The sequence below is a fragment of the Marvinbryantia formatexigens DSM 14469 genome (assembly GCF_025148285.1).
GTDB classification, from domain to species: domain Bacteria; phylum Bacillota; class Clostridia; order Lachnospirales; family Lachnospiraceae; genus Marvinbryantia; species Marvinbryantia formatexigens.
Window position 1 is genome coordinate 1,766,094 of sequence record NZ_CP102268.1, and the last position, 21,127, is coordinate 1,787,220.

The 21,127-nt window shown below is 51.6% G+C and carries 15 protein-coding genes and 2 riboswitches; all 15 genes read right to left on the reverse strand.

The features are described from left to right. Window positions 1–75: 75 nt before the first annotated feature. On the reverse strand, window positions 76–765 hold the full coding sequence (locus NQ534_RS08575) for a response regulator transcription factor (protein ID WP_006860628.1): 690 nt from the start codon (window positions 763–765) through the stop codon (window positions 76–78). A 28-nt stretch (window positions 766–793) separates the two neighbouring features. After that, a complete protein-coding gene (locus tag NQ534_RS08580) occupies window positions 794–1,981 on the reverse strand; it encodes a sensor histidine kinase (protein WP_006860627.1) in 1,188 nt (395 codons plus the stop codon). A gap of 152 nt (window positions 1,982–2,133) precedes the next feature. Further along, window positions 2,134–3,321 (reverse strand): methionine adenosyltransferase, encoded by a 1,188-nt coding sequence (gene metK, locus NQ534_RS08585; RefSeq protein ID WP_040782001.1) that lies wholly within the window; start codon window positions 3,319–3,321, stop codon window positions 2,134–2,136. 74 nt (window positions 3,322–3,395) lie between these two features. Beyond that, window positions 3,396–3,496, reverse strand: a riboswitch (SAM riboswitch). A gap of 30 nt (window positions 3,497–3,526) precedes the next feature. Further along, on the reverse strand, window positions 3,527–4,816 hold the full coding sequence (gene murA, locus NQ534_RS08590) for a UDP-N-acetylglucosamine 1-carboxyvinyltransferase (protein WP_006860625.1): 1,290 nt from the start codon (window positions 4,814–4,816) through the stop codon (window positions 3,527–3,529). Between the two features lie 405 nt (window positions 4,817–5,221). Next, window positions 5,222–5,860, reverse strand: a complete 639-nt coding sequence (locus NQ534_RS08595; RefSeq protein WP_040781997.1) for a flavin reductase family protein — start codon at window positions 5,858–5,860, stop codon at window positions 5,222–5,224. A 143-nt stretch (window positions 5,861–6,003) separates the two neighbouring features. Beyond that, a complete protein-coding gene (locus NQ534_RS08600; RefSeq protein WP_006860621.1) occupies window positions 6,004–7,656 on the reverse strand; it encodes a putative manganese-dependent inorganic diphosphatase in 1,653 nt (550 codons plus the stop codon). A gap of 539 nt (window positions 7,657–8,195) precedes the next feature. Continuing rightward, window positions 8,196–9,260 (reverse strand): S1 RNA-binding domain-containing protein, encoded by a 1,065-nt coding sequence (locus NQ534_RS08605; RefSeq protein ID WP_006860619.1) that lies wholly within the window; start codon window positions 9,258–9,260, stop codon window positions 8,196–8,198. A 74-nt stretch (window positions 9,261–9,334) separates the two neighbouring features. Further along, window positions 9,335–11,482: a beta-propeller domain-containing protein gene (locus tag NQ534_RS08610; RefSeq protein ID WP_006860618.1), complete on the reverse strand. Its 2,148-nt coding sequence runs from the start codon at window positions 11,480–11,482 to the stop codon at window positions 9,335–9,337. A gap of 16 nt (window positions 11,483–11,498) precedes the next feature. Then, the gene (locus NQ534_RS08615) at window positions 11,499–11,999 is read right to left on the reverse strand and encodes an RNA polymerase sigma factor (RefSeq protein WP_006860617.1); all 501 of its coding nucleotides are present in this window, start codon (window positions 11,997–11,999) and stop codon (window positions 11,499–11,501) included. Between the two features lie 67 nt (window positions 12,000–12,066). Beyond that, the gene (locus tag NQ534_RS08620; RefSeq protein WP_006860616.1) at window positions 12,067–12,366 is read right to left on the reverse strand and encodes a hypothetical protein; all 300 of its coding nucleotides are present in this window, start codon (window positions 12,364–12,366) and stop codon (window positions 12,067–12,069) included. 22 nt (window positions 12,367–12,388) lie between these two features. Then, on the reverse strand, window positions 12,389–13,693 hold the full coding sequence (locus NQ534_RS08625) for a hypothetical protein (protein ID WP_040781993.1): 1,305 nt from the start codon (window positions 13,691–13,693) through the stop codon (window positions 12,389–12,391). A 127-nt stretch (window positions 13,694–13,820) separates the two neighbouring features. Next, window positions 13,821–15,953 carry a 1,4-alpha-glucan branching protein GlgB gene (gene glgB / locus NQ534_RS08630; RefSeq protein WP_006860614.1) on the reverse strand — a complete coding sequence of 711 codons (2,133 nt, stop codon included), beginning with the start codon at window positions 15,951–15,953 and terminating at the stop codon, window positions 13,821–13,823. A gap of 29 nt (window positions 15,954–15,982) precedes the next feature. Continuing rightward, complete coding sequence (locus NQ534_RS08635; protein WP_006860613.1) at window positions 15,983–17,353, reverse strand: alpha-amylase family glycosyl hydrolase; 1,371 nt, start codon at window positions 17,351–17,353, stop codon at window positions 15,983–15,985. A gap of 30 nt (window positions 17,354–17,383) precedes the next feature. Next, entirely contained in the window at window positions 17,384–17,965 is a 582-nt protein-coding gene (locus NQ534_RS08640) for a TetR/AcrR family transcriptional regulator (RefSeq protein WP_006860612.1), read from the reverse strand. A gap of 224 nt (window positions 17,966–18,189) precedes the next feature. Continuing rightward, on the reverse strand, window positions 18,190–20,688 hold the full coding sequence (locus tag NQ534_RS08645) for a hypothetical protein (RefSeq protein WP_143115746.1): 2,499 nt from the start codon (window positions 20,686–20,688) through the stop codon (window positions 18,190–18,192). 276 nt (window positions 20,689–20,964) lie between these two features. Then, window positions 20,965–21,125: riboswitch (cobalamin riboswitch) on the forward strand. Window positions 21,126–21,127: the final 2 nt, after the last annotated feature.

Sequence of the window (21,127 nt, forward strand, 5' to 3'; positions counted from 1 at the left end):
CTTTTCCTCCCATAATCAGTTTTATCTTATTTCGTCCGGATACAGGCGCCCTGTCGCCGGGCGCTTTGTTTCCTCCTATACTTTAAAGCGGTAGCCCACGCCCCAGATAGTCTCAATGTACTGCGGTTTCGATGTATCAGTCTCCACCTTTTCGCGGATTTTCTTAATATGCACAGTCACCGTAGCAATGTCGCCGATAGATTCCATGTCCCAGATTTCCCGGAACAGCTCTTCCTTCGTAAATACGTGGTTCGGATTTTCCGCCAGGAAGGTGAGCAGGTCGAATTCCTTTGTCGTAAAGTTGCGCTCCTCGCCGTTCACCCACACGCGGCGCGCCGTCTTATCAATCTTGATGCCGCGGATTTCCACGATATCGTTTTCCTTCATATTAGAATGAATCAGCCGCTCGTAACGCGCCAGATGCGCCTTCACACGCGCCACCAGCTCGCTGGGGCTGAACGGTTTTGTCATATAATCATCCGCTCCCAGTCCGAGACCACGGATTTTATCAATGTCATCTTTTTTCGCTGAGACCATCAGCACCGGAATATCCTTGCGCTCACGCACGCGGCGGCAGATTTCAAAGCCGTCCACCTCCGGAAGCATCAGGTCGAGAATCAGCAGATCAATATCCTGCTCCAGCGCTTTCTTCATGCCCACATCCCCGCGCCGCTCCGTTTCCACCTCGAAGCCGCTCAGCTCCAGATAGTCCTTTTCCAGTTCGGCAATGCTCTCTTCATCTTCAATAATAAGAATTCTGCTCATAACTGTCTCCTCCTGCTATTTTAAACGGCTACTCCACCGTTACTTTTCTTAAAACAAAATACATCACTGTGCCTGTGCCGGGCTTGCTGGTCGCCCAGATTTTTCCGCCGTGGTCTTCCACAATCTTTTTCACTATGGAAAGACCGATTCCGCTTCCGCCCATCGAGGAATTGCGCGACGCATCGGTGCGGTAAAAGCGGTCGAAAATATAAGGCAGTTCCTTGGGACCGATACCCCTTCCGTTATCTTCAATCTCAATCTGGACGAAATCTCCCACATCCTTCACACGGATATTGATGCGTCCCTTCGGCTTATCCATATATTTTATAGAATTGCCGATGATATTGTTGATAACGCGCTTCATCTGCTCCGCGTCCGCGATGACCTCCACGTTTTCGTCCACGTAATTAAAATAAGAAAAGTCGATATTTTTCGACTCCAGGTCCAGCCCAACTTCCTCGCAGCAGTCCTCAAAGTAACTGCTCACATTGATTTTGTTGAAGGTATACGGAATGCGGTTTGTATCAATCTTGGAATAAAATGTCAGCTCATTGATAAGCCGGTCCATATCGTTTGCCTTGTTATAAATCGTCCGGATATAGTGGTCCATCTTTTCCGGCGTATCCGCGACGCCATCCATAATGCCCTCCACATATCCCTTAATCGCCGTAATCGGCGTCTTCAGGTCGTGGGAAATATTGCTTATGAGCTCCTTGCTTTCCCTGTCGTACTGGATTTTTTCTTCGTTGGATTCGTAAAGCCTGCGGCGCATTTCCTCAAAATCGCGGCAGAGGTCGCCAATCTCGTCGTCGCTTTCCGCTTCCAGTGTAAAATCCAGATTTCCCTCGGCGATATTGTGCGTCGCCTTCCGCAGCTTCATCAGTGGTACATTGATTCCCGTATATATCCACACAATCAGCAGGCTGGCGGTAAGCACCAGCACCAGCACGGCGGCAATCGCCATATTTTTCAGAAAACTGCGGATTTCCGGCACCATCCGTGCCGCTGCCGGAAGCGTCGTTTTCGCTCCCTCAATCTCCTGCTCCGCACTTCCATCATAGGTTCCTTCCTGCTCGTATTGCTCCAGACGGTTGCCATATTCTTCCAGATACTGAAGCTGACGGTTTCCCGTCGTCAGCATGATGATCAGAAACAACAAAACAGGCACCAGGATAATCGTGCAGAAAGAAATCATCAGTCTTGTCTTTAGTTTCATACAAATGGCTCCTTTATGGCAAAATATCATGTCTAATGAAAGTATACCATAAAGGAGCCGTAATTGCACCTAAACAAACGTCTGCTTTTCTAAACTTTTTATAAATATGATGCCCGGTTTCCAAAGTCATGTGGCATCATATGACCAAACTATCACAAATATGATTTCAGTTCTTCCACCTTATCAAGCTTCTCCCACGGAAGGTCGAGGTCGGTTCTGCCAAAGTGTCCGTAAGCGGCTGTCTGCCGGTAAATCGGGCGTCTGAGGTCGAGCATTTTTATAATGCCTGCCGGACGGAAGTCAAAAACCTTGCGCAGGATTTCCGTGATTTTCTCGTCGGCGATTTTTCCGGTTCCGAATGTATCTACCATGATGGAGGTGGGCTGCGCCACACCGATGGCATAGGAGAGCTGGATTTCACACTTATCCGCAAGACCTGCCGCAACGATGTTCTTCGCAGCGTAGCGTGCCGCGTATGCTGCGGAGCGGTCTACCTTCGTGCAGTCCTTTCCGGAGAAAGCGCCGCCGCCGTGCCGTGCATAACCGCCGTAGGTATCTACGATAATCTTTCTGCCGGTGAGTCCGCTGTCGCCGTGCGGTCCGCCAATAACAAAACGCCCGGTCGGATTGACGAAGAATTTTGTCTCCGCGTCCACCATTTCCTGCGGAAGAACTGTATCAAATACGTATTTTTTAATATCCGCATGAATCTGCTCCTGCGATACCTCCGGGTCGTGCTGCGTGGAAAGTACCACCGCGTCCAGGCGGACCGGTTTGTCATTTTCATCGTATTCCACTGTCACCTGTGTTTTTCCGTCCGGACGGAGATACGGAAGCGTCCCGTTCTTGCGCACCTCTGCCAGCTTCAGCGCCAGCTTGTGGGCAAGCGAAATGGGATACGGCATATATTCCGCGGTCTCATTCGTCGCATAGCCGAACATCATGCCCTGGTCGCCTGCGCCGATCGCCTCAATTTCATCCTCCGACATGGTATTTTCCTTTGCCTCCAGCGCCTTATCAACGCCGAGCGCAATATCCTTCGACTGCTCGTCGATTGCCGTGATGACGCCGCAGGTTTCAGCGTCAAAACCGTACTTTCCTCTTGTGTAGCCAATCTCCCGGACCGTATCGCGCACGATTTTCTGAATATCCACATATGCTTTTGTGGTAATTTCGCCCATCACAAGCACCATACCGGTCGTCGTGGCTGTCTCGCACGCTACGCGGCTCATCGGGTCCTGCTCCAGCAGCGCATCCAGAATTGCGTCTGATATCGCATCGCACATTTTATCCGGATGTCCTTCCGTTACTGATTCTGATGTAAATAGTTTTCTCTCCATCTTATGTCCTCCTTGAATATTGATATAGTAAAAAAGAGGCCCTAAGCGGACCTCTATCTTCCCGATAGTCAATCCTCTTATTGTTCGAATTAATCGCTCAGGCTGGCACCTTCCGTCTATGCGGGGTTGCCGTGGCTTCACAGACCCTCTGTATCTCCACCACTCTGAATAAGAGTATTTTCTTTTTATTTTCTGCGCGGGCCAATTAACCTACACGCAGTTTAAACTTCTGAATTTCTTTTTCTGTTGAGACCTTCTCAATCTCTGCACCGAGACTGCGCAGCTTTTCTTCAAAATGCTCATAGCCGCGCTGGATGTAAACGATATCGTCTACGATGGTAATTCCCTCCGCAGCCAGACCGGCAATCACCAGCGCCGCGCCTGCCCTCAGATCCGGAGCACTTACCCGCGCCCCCGTAAATTTCTCCGTGCCGTAAATAACGGCTGTATTTCCTTCCACTCTGATGTCTGCGCCCATGCGCATCAGCTCGTCCACATATTTGAAACGGTTTTCAAAAATGCTCTCCGTCACCAGACTTGTTCCGTTTGCAAGCGCAAGCGCAACGCCGATCTGCGGCTGCATATCCGTGGGATATCCCGGATACGGCAAAGTCTTTACATTTGTGTTGTTGAGCCGCTTTGTGGCAACCACGCGGACCGCGTCGTCAAATTCCTCCACCTGGCAGCCGATTTCCACCAGCTTCGCTGTGGTAGCCTCCAGATGCTTCGGAATTACATTTTTTACAATGACGTCTCCCTTTGTGACTGCCGCTGCAAACATAAAGGTTCCCGCCTCAATCTGGTCCGGTATGATGGAATATTCTGTCGCATGGAGACGCTCCACGCCCCGTATGCGGATGATGTCTGTACCGGCGCCCTTGATGTTGGCACCCATGCTGTTCAGGAAGTTTGCCACATCTACAACATGCGGCTCCTTCGCAGCGTTTTCAATAACTGTACGTCCCTCTGCCATTGACGCCGCCATCATGATGTTGATGGTCGCCCCTACGGAAACCGTATCCAGATATATGTGATTTCCTCTGAGACATTCCGCCTCGGCAATGATGGAGCCGTGCGAAATACGTGTTTTTGCGCCAAGCGCCTTAAAGCCTTTTAAGTGAAGGTCTATCGGGCGGCTCCCAATATTGCATCCACCCGGAAGCGGAACCTCCGCTCTTTTATATTTTCCAAGCAGTGCTCCCAGCAGATAGTAGGATGCTCTGATTTTCTTAATGTATTCGTAGTCTACACTTACGCTGCCGATGCTGGAGCCGTTTATCTGTACGGTTTTTCCGTGAGCTTCCACCGTTGCGCCGATTCCGCGGATTGCTCCAAGCAGCGCGTGTATGTCCTGCACATCCGGCAGGTTTTCAATTACAACTGTGTCATCTGTCATAATAGCCGCAGCAAGAATGCCAAGTGCCGCATTCTTGGCGCCACCGATTTCTACCTCGCCGACGAGAGGATTCCCGCCTTTGATAATATACTGTTCCATTGGACACCTCTGATATCTTATTTACACTCTTCCCCTGTGTATATCTTTTTTCCCCTTAAAAAACTAAAACAAATCCAGGCAGAGGCTCGGAAAGCCTCCGGCTTTCCTCCCTCGCTTCGCTCGTCAAATGCCCACAAACACAGGAAACTCCTGCAAGCTCGTTCTCTGTGTTTCTGTGTATTTTCTTTTTTTCACGAGCAGAGGCTCGGAAAGCCTTCGGCTTTCCTCCCTCGCTTCGCTCGTCAAATGCCCACAAACACAGATAACTGAGCAAGCTCGTTCTCTGTGTTTCTGTGCATTTTCCTCTGCCCTTAACGAACATTATAACACATTCTTTGGATTTGTAAACAAAAATTAATTTTCTGAAATAATTTTATCAGGATTTGACATGCTTTTGAAACAATATCATGTACCGTTTTTCCCTGTTTTGGCGTTTCCGGCACTATATCTTGTTTTTATTTTTTTCCGTTTTCCAGCAGTTTCTTTTTTTCTGACAGAGCAGCCGAAGGTGCCGAGCAGTTCTCCGACGGCGTGGTATTCGCCGTGGGAATATACCAGCAGCCCGGCGTCGTTCAGGTGGAATTTTCCGTTTTGGTCAAGGTATTTTTCATCAACATGCACCGCCAGCACATCGGCAAGAAACATGTGATGGGAGCCGAGCTCCAGCACCTGCCGGACGCGGCACTCGATATTGACCGGACATTCCCGGATGCCCGGCGCGGCGATATGCTGCGATTTTTCTTCGGTGAAGTGCAGTTCTGCAAATTTGTCCATGTCACGCCCGGACCGCACGCCGCAGAGGTCTGTCTGGCGCGCAAGCTTTTCTGTTGTCAGATTAACCACAAATTCCCCCGTCTCCCGGAGAATGGGATAAGAATACCGCTCCGGGCGCACGGAAATATAAAGCATGGCGGGATTGGTACACACCGTTCCCGTCCATGCCACCGTAATAATATTTGCTTTTTCTCCCGGCTTCTGACAGCTCACCATAACCGCCGGAAGCGGGTAGAGCATATTGCCGGCTTTCCAGATTTGTTTTCCCAAAGTTTTTCCTTTCCCCTGCAGGTCTGCGCTCTGCGTATATCACGCAGCATATTACATGCCGATGCCAGGCGGCACCAGATTTACGCACCTTTATATGCGTCGCCGCAGACAACATGGATCCCCGCGCTTTTGTGTGCACCGCATTACTGCTGCAGCGCAGAGAACAGCGCCGGTATCAGCTGCTTTTTGCGGGATACGATTCCCGGCAGAATGACCGAGCCGTTTTCCACAGTTTTGCCAAAAGCTTCCTTCACCAGCTTTTCCGATCCTTCCCCGAAGCACAGCAGCTCCGTAGATTCATTCAGAATGTCTGTCAGCATGAAAAACAGCATGGTAATCCGCTGGTTCTCAAGCGCCGTTTTCATATAGGCAAGCAGCTTTTCCTTCGCCCCCGCCAGCTCGCCCTCCGTCATGGAAGAAATCTGCGCAACGCCGAAGGTCGTTTCATCCTGCTCAAACTTTTTAAAATCCTGATAAAAAATTTCTTCCGCAGTCTTGCTCTTCAGATTGCTGCCCGCGGCAAACATCGCCGACGCCAGCTTCTGACAGTCGACTCCCGCCTTTTTCGCAAGCGCCTGCGCCGCCGCCTTATCCATCGGGGTGCAGGTGGGCGAACGGAACAGCAGCGTGTCGGAAATAATCGCCGCGCACATCAGTCCGGCAATTTTTTCCGGAATCTCGACCTGCTGCTCCTGGTACATCTGATAAATAATCGTGCACGTGCAGCCGACCGGCTGGTTGCGGAAATAGACTGGCATCATGGTTTCCAGGGAACCGAGCCGGTGATGGTCGATAATCTCCATAATTTCCGCGCTCTCAATATTGTCGACCGCCTGGGAGGGCTCGTTGTGGTCCACCAGAATCAGCCGCCGTTTCTTAATGCCGAGCAGGTTCCGGCGGGAAATCGTTCCTACATAATGCCCGTTTTTATCCAGAATCGGGAAATCGCGGTGCCGCTTGCTCGCCATGATTTCCTTGATATCATCTGTAAAATCATCCTCAGAAAACGCGATAATCTCCCTGTCTTTCATGAAAAAGCGCACCGGCATACTCTGGTTGATCAGATGCGCAACCGCATAGGTATCGTAGGGCGTTGCAATGATGGTGCAGCCCTTCTCCTTCGCAAGAATCTGAATCGTTTTGGTGACGACGGCATCCCCGCAGATAATCAGACAGCCCGCCTTCATTTCGATGGCGCAGAGCTGCGTCTCGTAGCGGTTGCCAAGGATGACCATATCGTGCTCCTCGATATACGATTCCATAACCTCCGGGCTGGAGGCAGCCACGATAACCTTTCCTCTGTCAAAAAACGCCTCCGGGTCGCCCACATACAGGGTGCCGTCCAGTGTTTCCAGAATATTGCTGTACTGTGTACGCGCCTTGGAAAGAATGGCGTTATCCTCGACCGCCATGTAGGAGCGCGCAATATCGCCGATGCTGATCAGTCCCTCCAGCACATTTCCTTCTTTAATAATCGGCAGCGTCGTACCCTTCGTTTCGTTCAGAAGCGTCCATGCCTTTTTCAAGGAAATGTCGCTGGATACGCCCTGTGTCCGGCGAATCTCCATATCTTTCACCCGCGTTTTTACATTCGGCACATAGCCCGGCGCCTCCATATTAAATCTTTCCAGCACGTACTGCGTTTCCGTGCTCACATGACCGGCACGCTTTGCTATGTACTCCCCGGTGCCCGACTGATTTTTCAGATATGCGTAGGCGATTGCCGAGCAGATAGAATCTGTATCGGGATTTTTGTGACCAATTACATATATCTTGTCTTTATCGTTATGTTCCATAAATACCCCCAAAAATTTCTTCTTCTGTTAAATGATAGCAGAAAATGCGGGATTAGTAAAGCAGACATTCCAAAGAGATGAATAAACTAGCAACAGTTCAGACAGGTCTTTGCACTCGCTGCAAAGACCGTAAGAAAATGATACAAGAGTGCAAAAATCCCATCGCGAAGCGATTTTAAATGGATTTTTGCATATAACAGGGCAGCTTGGCTGAACTGTTACATAAACGATTACCTGGCAGACATGCCGTATTCACTGCAGGCATTTGCCGCATGGCTGAGCAGTTGCTCCTGAAATGAGGAGTGCCCCCGGCGTCTGGTACACCGGAGGCAATTATGAAAAAATTTATCTATTAGTCGGAGTTGTTTCTTTAACTGTCTATAGTATAGCAACCAGATATGAACAAATTATGAACGCACCATAAATTTATTGTAATTTTCCCCAATTTTTTTCTTTATATTTCCAACTTTTTGTCGTTTTTAACAGATTGCAGTGATAAAGCCTCCGTCAATTCCTGTTTCACTTTTCTCCGGCATCCCTTACAGCTTCAGCTTTGCAAACAGGGAACCCAGATTGGTGGATACGTCCTCAGACTTCGGCAGCTCGATGGTTTCCTCCTGGATTTCCTCCGCCGCAACGTCCTGCAGCGCTTTCATGCTGAGACTCAGCTTGCCGTCCTTCACCGCAATCACCTTTACTTTTACCTTATCGCCCACCTTCAGCACCGCCGACGGTGATTTGATACGCTTTTCGGAAATCTGCGATACATGGACAAGACCGCTCAGACCATTGCCGAGATTGATAAATGCGCCGTAGGGCTGAAGGGATTCCACCGTGCCCTCTGTCACAAGACCAACCTCCACGTTGGAAATTCTGGCTTTCTTCTCTTCCGCCTCGCGCTCGCGCAGAATCTCTCTTGCAGAAAGTATCAGCTTTTTATCTTCCTCGTTTACGTCGATTACCCGCAGCTCGACTTCTTTTCCAAGCCATTCCTCCAGATTTTCCACGTAATTCAGCGACAACTTTGATGCCGGTACAAATCCGCGGATACCCTCTACATATACAACAACGCCCGCTTTTACCACGCCTGCAACCTTTGTCTTAATGATGGTCTGCTTCTCCATCAGCGTTTTCAGCCTGTCCCATGCAAGCACGTCGTTTGCCTCTTTGCGCGACAGCATAATCTGTCCCTGCCCGCCGTCTCTTCTGACAACCGTAGCGGAAATTTCGTCGCCGATATGAACCTCTTCCTTCACGTTGAAATTCGGGTCATCGGTAAAGTCCTCCACACGGATTACACCCTCTGTATAATATTTCAGATCCAGGGTGACTTCCGTATCCGACACGCCGATTACCGTGCCTGTCAGCACATCCCCCTCGTGAATCTGCTTCAGAGACGCATTCAGCTCCGCCTCGTAATCCGCCATGCTCTCCGCAGGCGCCGCCTTCTCCGCTGCCGGTGCTTCCTTTGCAGCCTCCGTCTCCGCCGCTTTCGCCGGTTCTGCTTCTGCCGCAGATGCAGTCTCCGCCGTCTCTGTCTGTGCGGCTGCTTCTGCAGTCTGCGCCTGTGCAAGTTCTTCCGTTACCTTTACTTCATCTTCCATTATCTTATCCTCCTGCCTTATCTTTATATGGAGTATACCACTTTTGCCCCCGCCTTTTCAACATAAAACTTCTGTTAAAACTCCAGCTTTGCTTTCTGCTCAAATGCGTTCTCCATATCAAAGGCACGGATGCGTTCCCCGTTTATCAGATAAAAGGTATCGCCAATATAGATTCCGCGCACATCATCGTATGCATACCAGTTTGACTGCCGGTTCTCTCCTTCAGAAAGATTATACGTAAGAAGGTTCTGGAATCCGTCCTCATCATAGGAAAATACCAGATAATTATCATCACATACGAAACCGAGCAGATTCTTTTCCGGGTTTACCAGAACCGCCTTATAATTATTCAGCCCGGCGCAGTAGCTGGCATCTTTTATGACATAACGGCTGATTTCCTTCACATCAGACGGGTCGGAAATATCAAACATGGACAGCTTGATGCCGGTGGTCATTCCCGTGCTTTCATCCGCCTCATAGCCGATGCCGAGCAGCCTGTCCTCCCCGTAAAAATGCAGATAAGAGGAGAAGCCCGTCACCTTCAGTGCTCCGATAATCTGCGGATTTTCCGGGTCCGATAAGTCCACGGAAAACAGGGGGTCTGTCTGCTTAAATGTCACAAAGTATCCGGTATCTCCGATAAATCTTGCGGAACGGATGGTTTCTCCCGGAGCAATATCGTCAATTTTTCCCACCAGCTCCATCTGCGCATCATAAACATAAAGTGCATTTATTTCATTGCCGTCGTTCCAGTCTGTCGCCACCACACGCAGGTAACCGTCATACTCGTCCAGCGAGAAGGTATCGTTCAGATAGCCCTTCAGCTCTGCCGCACCTGTTCCGCGGATGTTCCCGTTTTCATAAGAGAATTTCATAATTTTTGTGACATTTCCGGTACCCTCACGCCACTCATTGCAGCAGATGAAAATACTCTGCCCGCTCACGTAGAACTGCTCCGCGCCGGATACCACCGCCTTGTGCGCGACCATTTCCGACGGCTCGCTGACATTTACGGAACCGATTACCAGATAACTGGTGCTCTGCAGCACTTCCGGGATATAGATGTCGGACGCCTCCATTGTCACGCCGTTTACCAGAGGCATAATTCCGCTGTCCTCCTGCGTTTCCCCTATCACCGGCTGAAACCGGGTGAAAAGGTAGACATAATCGCCCACTTTTCTGCTGCTGTGATAATAGCCTTCCTGCTCCACGCTTCCGGTCAGCACCGGATTCTCCGGGTCCGAAATATCATATGTGACTATTCTGGCATAGTCATAATACTCTGTGGAATAAACATCTTCCGATTCTTCCTTCAGGCTGCTTCTGCTGCCGCTTGTCACAAGATTCAGAATATTCCCGCTGATATACATATCGCGCACAGATTCATCGAGCGTCTCCGGCTTGATTGTCTGAACCAGCTCCATCTGCTCCCCGCTGGCTCTGATAATCTTTACCGAGCTGTTCCGCTTCATTATATAAATATATTCCCCGTCTGTTTTTACAATATCGCCCTCGTCCACACCCATTTCCCGCAGGTTGGTCTGCGAAAAATCCATGTCTGCGCCGGATGTGGATGCGGCGCTTCCCAAAGATGCCGCGGTCTCGTTTTCGACCGCTATTTCTCCCGTGTCGTAAGCCGTCTCCAGCTTCATCAGCGACGTATTGTCCGCCTGCTGATACTCCCTCAGCCGGTTGTAGAGCGTCTCCTCACTGTCCACCGGAGCAATCCCCTCCGGCAGCGATGCGTCTGCCGCTTCCGGCGCGCTCTCTGCCTGCCCCACAGCTTCCGTCTCCATGTCCTGCGCCGCGTCCTCTCTGGTCATGCCATCCTCCTGCTGCGCCATAGACTTCTTCTGCTCAGCGGTGTCTGCGGATGCATCGTTCTCCTGCACCACGGCTCCCGTCTCCATGTCCTGCGCCGCGTCTGCCGCTTCCGGCGCGCTCTCTGCCTGCACCGCAGCTTCCGTTTCCGCCTGCAGAACCGCGCTCTCCCGTCCCTCTGTGATACCAAGCTGCCGCCCGGCTGTAAAAATCAGCACGACAGCCGCAGCCTCCGCAAGCAAAATTCCATATCTCCGCACAAATCCACGTAGTCTTTTACCAGTTTTCCCCTTTTTTTCTTCCTCCAGCTTCTTCTGCACATTTTCCGGGCGGAGCGTCTCCGGCACGTCGACGTCCTCCGCCGATTTTTTAATTTGATCTATCATTTTCTTTTCATCCATGATGTTCCCCTCCTCGTCATGCCAACCAGGTTTCCATTTTTTCCAGCGCACGTTTCTGCCGGGAGCGTACCGTATTGTCATTCATCTGCAATATTTCTCCGATTTCCCGGCTGCTGTAGCCGCCGAAAATATGCATTGACAGAATCATGCGCTCCTCATCCGTCAGACGCGCGAACGCCATTTTCACATCCAGCCGCTCCCCGGCGTCTCCGTTTTCCACGCACAGCTCCTCCGGCAGCTCTTCTGTCCTGTCCATGTACCGCTTCAGGCAGCGGCGGCATTTGTTGGAAAGAATCCGGAATATCCAGTTTTTAAAGGATTCTTCTTTCCTCAGCGAGCCAATCTGCGCCCAGGCATCCGTCACGGTATCGCTGACGGCATCCTCCGCATCATGACGGTTTTTCAGCGTATAGAGCGCAAACCGGTATAAATCCTGGTATACGCCGCAATACAGCCGGGCAAATGCCTGCGTATCTCCTCTTTTCGCCTGCTTTACTAATTTCATTTGTTGTTCCATAAACTTCCCTCTTTTTCATGTGGTAAGACTTTGCCGGGTGTAATCCGGACAGCCCGCCAGGCGCGCCTCATGTCCTTTCTCCGGCATCCCGCCAGATGTGCCCCGCGCCCGCTTTCCGGTGCGTCCAATCACCTGCTCCACGTACTCGTTTTCCGGCGCGTCCGGTTACATGCTCCACGCACCCGTTTTCCGGTGCGCCCGGTCGCCTGCTCCACGCACCCATTTTCCGGCGCGCCCGGTCGCCTGCTCCACGCACCCATTTTCCAGTGCGCCCGGTCGCCTGCTCCACGCGCCCGTTTTCCGGCGCGTCCGGTCGGATTATATCTTTACGTATATATAGTGTCAGAATCGCGGCGGTTTGTTGCATAAAAAAATACTTTTTTCAAATTTCACGGACACATTTCATTCAGGAAATGATACCAGTAGCCTTCCGGCTCTGCACATCCGGCGCCCGCCGCGCACATTTCTCCATTTCCAGTCTGTCCCGCCGCGCTTTCCCCGTACATTTTCCAGTTTCCATTCCTCCCAGCCGCGCCCGCCGCATGCATTTCCTCATCCCCGGTCTGTCCCGCCGCCGGCGCATTTTCTGCCGTCTGCCAGATTGCTTCTTTATAATAAGGAAAACCGTACATTCTGGCAAGGTGCTTCTCCTGCATGTCGTGAAAGCATCCCGGCACCGCCAGAACAAAGCGCCCATCCGCATGACAGCCCAGCATCAGGTGATGATACTGCGAATACGCCTGCCGCAGATACGTATTTTTCCCATACTGCCATTCCTCTTTTGGCAGAAAGGAAATATCCTTCGGCGCGATGCGGATACATTGTGTGATTTCTTCATCCGCAAACGGATAAATCCGCGGATAATGCAGCAGAAAATTCTGCCAGCGTTCCGCAAGCGCGCCCGTCCGCCTCCGCACGGCAGATGCTCTTCTGTCCGCATCCTCCACAGCAGACGCTCTTACATTCGCGTTTTCCATCGGATTCCCATTCCTGCTCCCTGCAGGCTGCACAGCCTGTGTCTGCAGCTCCCCGGCTTCCACGGCCGCATCCTGACCCACCTGCTGCCCTGCCTGTGCCAAGTCTCTCCGTGCAGCATCTTCCTGTACATGGTCAGCCCGTTCAACATCTTCCTGTATATGGTCAGCCCGTTCAGCATCTTCCCGCTGTCCCTGCGTGACCGTGTCCGGCTCCGCCCGATTCTCCGGCACTTCTTCCGGCTGCGTTTCCTCCTGTCCATTTTCTGCCGCTGACGGCGCTTCCTCCTTCGCCGCGCCCGCCTGCATTTCCTTTTCCGGGGCAGTATCCGGCTCCCGGTCCGTAAACTGCTCCACCGACACCGGCTCATCATCCCAGATCGTTATGTAATTTTCATTCCCGCCTCTCAGCCAGATTCCGCGCAGCTCCCCGGCAGTATACGCCGAACCGCCGATATGCGCCGCCTGACTGGTTGTCTGGAAATCATATGCATGATTTTTGCAGCCCACGCTGCCGAGCAGGATGCCGTAAACGCTTCCCTGCTTTCTCACAAATCCATATACCTGCAGCTCCCTGCCGTCCCCCGCACCCGGCTGCAGATGCATCCGGAGCCGGAAAACACCGCTGCGTATTTCCACCTTTGCGTAGCCGCAGTTATTCTGCCTCCGTCCTCTCTGATATTCATAAATATAGGATATAAAACGACGATATTCTGACACGTACCTACTCCACGTTTCCGTTTTCATAAGTATATGCCAGAATATCGTTTTCATGTCATATTCAAGTCAGCAGTTTCCCGGATTTCTGATATCCGCCAGACAGCCGGACGCCTGCTCATATCACTTTTTATTTTGTCTTTTTTGTGTGCGTTCCAAACGCCGTGTCCTTATGTTCTGCGCCCTTGCGCCCTGCCGCTCCGGAAGCTGCTGTTTTATGTTCTGCGCCTTTGCGCTCCGTCGCTCCAGAAGCTGCTGCTTTATGTTCCACACCTTTGCGCTCTGCCGCTTTTGTTTCCGTGCTCTTGCGTTCCTCCGGTTTGCGCTCTGCATACTTAAATACCGTAACGCCATAGGGCGGCAAATCGTATTCCAGATAATACGGCTGTCCGTCGCAGTCGCCCTTCACCGCCTTCAGCGTAGCCGGAACTTCGTGTCCGTTTCCTCCGAACCGTGTCTCATCGCCATTCAGAATCAGCTTATAGCTTCCCGACTGCGGAACGCCTACGCGGTATTCCTTTCTCTCCACCGGCGTAAAGCTGATGACAAACAGCAGATTGCTCTTTCTGTCCGCGGAATGACGGATAAAGCTGAAAATGCTCCGGCTGAAATCATCCGCGTTAATCCACTCAAAGCCCTCCCAGGAATGGTCCAGCGTATACATCGCCGGGTCCTCTTTATACAGATGCAGCAATGTTTTTACGTACTCCTTCAGCTGGCTGTGCTTTGCCTCTCCCAGCAGATACCAGTCAAGCTCTCTCGCCTCGCTCCACTCCTGGAACTGCGCAAACTCCTGTCCCATAAAAAGAAGCTTCTTGCCCGGATGCGCAAACATATAGGCGTACCCCGCCCTGAGGTTTGCAAACTTATCGTCGTAAAGTCCCGGCATCTTATTAATCATAGAGCATTTCAGATGCACGACCTCATCGTGAGAGAGCACCAGAATGAACCGCTCCGAAAACGCGTACGTCATGGAAAACGTCATTTTATTGTGATTATAGCTGCGGAAATACGGGTCGAGCTTCATATAATCAAGGAAATCATGCATCCAGCCCATGTTCCACTTCATACTGAATCCAAGTCCGCCCTCCTCCGGCGCCCCTGTCACCTGCGGCCACGCTGTCGACTCCTCGGCAATCATCATCGCACCCGGATTTCTCTTCTGGACGATACTGTTCAGGTGACGGAAAAACTCAATCGCCTCCAGATTTTTGTTTTCCCCGTATTTATTGGGCACCCACTGACCTGCGGAGCGTCCGTAGTCCAGATACAGCATGGAAGCCACGGCGTCCACGCGCAGTCCATCAATGTGGAAATGCTCCACCCAGAAAAGCGCATTGGCAATCAGGAAATTGCGCACCTCATTTTTTCCAAAGTCAAATACTTTGGTGCCCCAGTCCGGATGGTCGCCCTTTCTGGGATCCGCATATTCAAAGAGAGGCTGTCCGTCAAATTCCGCAAGACCGCACGCATCCTTCGGGAAATGCGCCGGTACCCAGTCAAGAATGACCCCTATGCCGTTCTGGTGAAAATAATCCACCATGTACGCGAAGTCCTCCGGCGTCCCGTAGCGCGACGTCGGCGCATAATAGCCCGTCACCTGGTATCCCCAGGAGCCGTCAAACGGGTGCTCGGCAATGCCCATCAGCTCAACATGGGTATAGCCCATGTCCTTCACATAATCTGTGATGCGCTCCGCAAACTCACGATAATTATAGAAGCCCTCCGGATTTTCATCTGTCGGCGCATGCTTCATCCAGGAACCAGGATGCACCTCATAAATCGACATCGGCATCGTATCGAGGTCCTGCTGTCTGCGCTTTTCCTCCCAGCTTTCGTCGTTCCATTCCAGATTGAAAATATCTGCCACCTTCGATGCCGTTCCCGGACGCAGCTCCGCATGGTTTCCAAACGGGTCCGCCTTGTAAAGCCTCCGCCCGTCATGTGTGCAAATCAGATATTTGTACAGGTCTCCCACCTGCATTCCTTCCACAAACAGCTCATAAATGCCAAGCGGCTCCAGACGCTTCATCTCGTAATCCGGCGTCTCTATCCATTCGCAGAAATCACCGGTCAGATACACCTTCGCCGCATGCGGCGCCCACACCGCAAAGTGCACACCCTTTTTCCCGTCGATTACCGCCGGGTGCGCGCCAAGCTTTTTGTAGATATCGTAATGTGTTCCCTGCCCGAACAGATACTGGTCGAGCTCTCCAATGCGGATATCCCACTGATTTGTTTCCTTCTCATTTGCCGTTTTCATACTCTTCTCCTTGCTTTTTCACTTATTTATTATTTGGCAGCCTCTTTATTTCCGACAATATAAATTGCCGCTCTGCCTGGCTGTACCTCCGTACGGATTTTTCCGTTCTCCACCGGCTTTTCCTCCCCGCTCAGATAATCTGTCACAGTCTCTGCCGCAACCGGAACCGGGACCTCCATGTACGCCGGAGCCTCATCGTTGTTTGCTGCCACAATCACCGCCTGGTCGTCCAGAATTCTCGCATACGCATACTGGCGGGTGGTCAGCAGCAGCTCGCGGTACCTTCCGTCCACAAGCACCTCATTTTCCTTTTTCAGCCTGCCCAGCATACGGATATACTCCGTCAGCTCCGGATGCTGATTGTTTTCCAGACACTCCTTCACAAGCAGGCGCGGGCGCATCGGGTCGTCGTTCGGTCCTTCCTTTCTGCCCTCCACACCGAATTCACTTCCATAATAAATGGACGGGATGCCCGGCAGCGTGTACAGCAGCGTATATACCGAAAAAATATGTGACTTATTATTCAGCTTCGACATGATGCGGTCCACATCGTGATTGTCCACGAAGGAATACAGCTTCCTTCCGCGGTAAATGCCGCCGTTCTCATCGAACTCGCGCCGTATGGTATGCGCTATCTCAAAATAGTTGTGGTCGTTGTGCCCCGAATACAGTCCCTTGTGAAGCTCATAATTGGTGACAGAATGCAGCACGTCATCATTTGCCCAGCGCGCGTAATCGCCGTGAATGACCTCTCCCATCAGCCAGAAATCTTCCTTTTCCTGCGCCGTCATCCAACGCATTTCCTTCATAAAATCAAAGTCCAGACAGTCCGCACAGTCCAGCCGGATGCCATCGATGTCAAATTCATGAATCCAGAAGCGGATGACATCAAACAGATAATCCTTTACCGCTCTCTCATAAAGATTCAGATTGACAAGCTCGTAGCAGTTGCGCCACGCTTCGTAGCCGAAACCATCATTATAGTGCGTATTCCAGCCGAAATTAATGCCCTTGTACCAGCAGCAGTACGGGGAGTTTTCCCGGTTTTTCTGAATGTCCCGGAATGCAAAAAATTCTCTTCCCGTATGATTAAACACGCCGTCCACCACGATGCGGATGCCCAGCGCGTGAGCCTTTTTCACAAACTGCTTAAAATCTTCATTGTCTCCCAGACGCCGGTCCACCATGCGGTAATCCCTGGTGTCGTAGCCGTGCGACGTGGATTCAAACAGCGGACCGATATAAATCGCCGTGCAGCCGATGTCCTGCAGATGCGGCAGCCATTCCTCCAGCTCGTCAAAACGATGCGTCACTTCCTCCTGCGTGTTGTATTTCGGCGCGCCCGTCATGCCGAGCGGATACATATGATAAAATACTGCTTTTTCATACCACTTACTCATTTCCGTCAAAACCTCCAGATGTTTTTTATATCACGAATTGATGCCGTGCATAAACTGATGTATCAGACTGCGCTTCGTCTCTTCACTCACTTGAACGCCCAGATCCGACGCCTCTTTCTTTCCCATATACAGAATATAGTGATTAAAAAGTCCCAGAAATCCCAGCGCAAACTGCTCCTGCCTGCCGTTCATGTTTCCCAGAACCGGCGCCGCCTCATCAAAAAGCTGGACGGCAAGACAGTGTATCCGGTTTATATACGGCTGCACCGCGCGATAGCTCTCATTTTCCCTTGCGGAATAGGACAGGGACATCATCAGCAGATATGCCCGGTAATTCGCATTGGCGCAATCCAGCATAACCGTGGCAAAGCCGTACAGAGACTGCTCCACATTCGTGTGGAAATGCGCCACCTGCGAGAGCTTGTCCACAAATCCGCCGAGCTCCTGTTCAAGCAGCGTCTCCAGCAGACCATACTTACTTCCAAAATAGTGATACATGGTCGGCTTTGTGACGCCTGCTCTCTGGCAGATTTCCTGAATGCCGACCGCATCATACCCCCTCTGATAAAACAGGTCCAGGGCACATGCCAAAATCCGTTCTCTGTTATCCATAATCCTGCCTTTCTGATATGCCCTATTCTTTGCGGGTTTATACAGTTCTCTATCTCACTTCTTTCTCAGTATACCGAACGGTATACTATTTGTCAAGCATAAGCAGCAAAAAACCATGCGCCCAATTCCGGGACACATGGTTCTTATCCATTTTACTTTATGATGCCTGCAGATTGCGACGTGCAGCCAGTCTTTCAAGGTTGCGTGCCGCGCACTTCTGGGCATTATTTTATTTTTTTAAAGTTCTTTCCTTTGAGGATTACGCGGTCGTTTTCATCGAAGCGCTTTCCGGAAATGCTGGAGGTCAGCTTGCCGATGCCGAAGCGGTTGGCATGTTTTATCGCCTTATCCATAATTTCCTTAACGTCCAGGACCGCCACCGGCTGTTCCGGAGACTGAATCGCGCCGATACACTCGTACAGCGCATCCACCGCGGATACATCCAGCGAGCATCCATTCTCAAACGCATAGTATTCGCCGAAGTCAACCAGCTCGTCGTTCGTCAGCATCGGAACATTCAGCGTCACGTTGAATTTTTCCGCGAACGCCGGATTGCGCGCCAGTAAATCCTGCAGATATCTGCGCTCGTCCTCCAGGACGATTACCAGACTGTCCGTCTTAAAGTCCATCGCCATAGAAAGCTGCGATACCGCCTCATCGCTCAGGTCGCCCGCTTCCTCTATAATCAGCACGCCGCCCGCCATTTTGCTGACGGTTGCCGCAATGTCTTTTTTATTGAAGTCCTCCGCGTAAATCTTTGCCACCTTCACGCTCGGCTGCCCCTTGCAGCGGCTGATGATTTTGGCAAGCGCAATCGCCAGCGTTGTTCTGCCGTTTCCGGCGTCTCCCACCAGCAGGACATTGCCGCTGGATGAGGTTTTATTGGCAAGCGCACTGCGCATAATCTGGGTGACGGCATCGTTGATCTGCTCATTCATCCCGCTGATATGCGACCAGAAGCCAATCATGGATTTCTCTTTTTCATCAAGCCCGGATCTGTTATAATCCTCCGGTGCGACCGCCGGCATCGGCTGGCTCTGCGGTGCGGCTGTCTGTGCCGTTCTCTGCGATTCCGCCTGGCTCTGCGGCGCGGCTGTCTGTGCCGTTCTCTTCGGTTCCGGCCGGCTCTGCGGCGCAGCTGTCTGTGCAGCTCTCTGCGGTTCCGCCTGGCTCTGCGGCGCGGCTGTCTGTGCCGCTCTCTGCGGCACCGGCTGGCTCTGCGGCGTGGCTGCCTGTGCCGTTCTCTGCGTTTCCGCCTTCTGCATGGCTGCCGCATAGGAACGGATTGGCGTATCGCCGATTTCCTGCCGGATTTTTCTTGAAATATCAATCGTCGGCGCCGTCATCGGGTCGACTTTTTCTGTTTTCTTTTCCGCCTGCGCGGTCGTATCTACAACGGTGCGCACCACCGGTCTCGCCGCCGGCTGCGCGCTCTGGTTCATTGCGGATGCACTCTGCTGTCCGCCTGCCGTCTCCACAACTGTCCGCACTGACGGCTTTTCTGCCGGACGCGCACTCTGCTGCGACGCTGCCCCGCCCGTCTGCGGCATCTGTTCCGGCGTCGTCCCGCTCATCTGCGGCATATCCGCCTTCGCTCTGTTTTCCATCTGCGGCGTCTGTACCGGCGCTGTCTGCGCCTCCGCCTGTACAGCGACATCCCCCGACGGTTCCGTCGTGCCGGTAAGAATATCGTCAATGCTCACCTTCTGCGGCATTTCTTCCTCCTGCTCCGGCTCCTGCAGACCTGCAGCTGCCTCATGCACCAGTGTCGGCGCGCTCTCCAGCTCCTCCGTGGAGGACGCCGGGCGGATACCGGACAGGATTTCACGCATACTGTTGGCAAGCTCGCTCTGCAAATCAATGGTGCTGATATCGTTTACCGGCATTCTCAGCTCCGGCATTTTAAGCTCCGGCGCGGGCTGTTCCGGCTCTGCGGGAATCTCCGGCATGGACGGCGCCTGCACTGCGGCGGCAATCTGCCTTTCCGTATCCATAATAATGCTGTCTGCGATTGCGTCCTTTTCTGACTTCGGCAGCTCCTTCGTGATAACCTCATCCAGCGTCGGAACAGCCTTTTCCACTACCTGCTCCTTCGTCTCCATGTCCACGATCTCGCTCGGATTGTCATAAACCGTCTGCTGCTCCGGCGTGAGCGGCACATACTTCTTTTTCAGCTCCAGCGCCGCCACCACATATTTTCCGTTGTGGAACCACAGCGCCAGGTCGTCACACTCCGCCACACATTTATCAATCATACCTGCCTCGTCGTACAGCTTCGCCAGCTCATACGCCCACTGCTCGGTATACTCCTTGCTCTTCAGCTCCTCCAGAACAGAAATCTGCTCCTCCAGGGAAGAACCGCGTCCTTTATAAATCTCATACTTCAGAATATATTTGCTGTTATCATTCGGAGAGAGGTTTACATACTCCGTGTAGTATTCCACTGCATCGTCAAACTCCTGCGTCTGCACACAGGCTTCCGTCAGACGGTAAAGAATCTGCCTGCTCCCCGGCGAACGGCGGTATGCGCGGTACAAAATTGCCTTGCTGTCTTCCGCTCTGCCGACCGCCTCATATATCTCACTTATCATGCACAGAGTACGTACACTGCGCACGCGCTTCCATTCTATCGTATCTGCAATATTTGCAGCCCCCTCATAATTTTCCTTCTCTACTAATTTATTAATCTCTTCAAGCTTTGCCTGGTATTCAAACTTGTCCACTTTCATACACCTCTTATTTTGTGTTTTCTCCATTATTGCCTGCACAATCTGCAGCTGCAATAATACCTTTTCTTCCCCTCTTTGTAACACCCCAGTGATAAATTTCACATAGTTGTAATAATTCTAGCATAACATACCATGCTTGTCAAAGGAAACACCGGGTTTTTCATGTATGTTTTTTCATATATCAGTAACAATTCCGCCATCCGAAAAATAAGTTTACAAGCTTTCCAGAATATGTTACGATATAATAGATTTATAGCTTTCTGTAAACTATTTAACAAAAACGGAAAAGGTGTAGGGAACGCAAGTGAAAAGCTGCGGCAGCCCGCTCTACTGTGATGATTATGCTCCGGTCAGTATGCCATTGGGAAACTGAGAAGGCGACGGGAGTGAAAGGTCTAAGCCAGGAAACCTGCCTTTTCTAAGGAAATGCGAT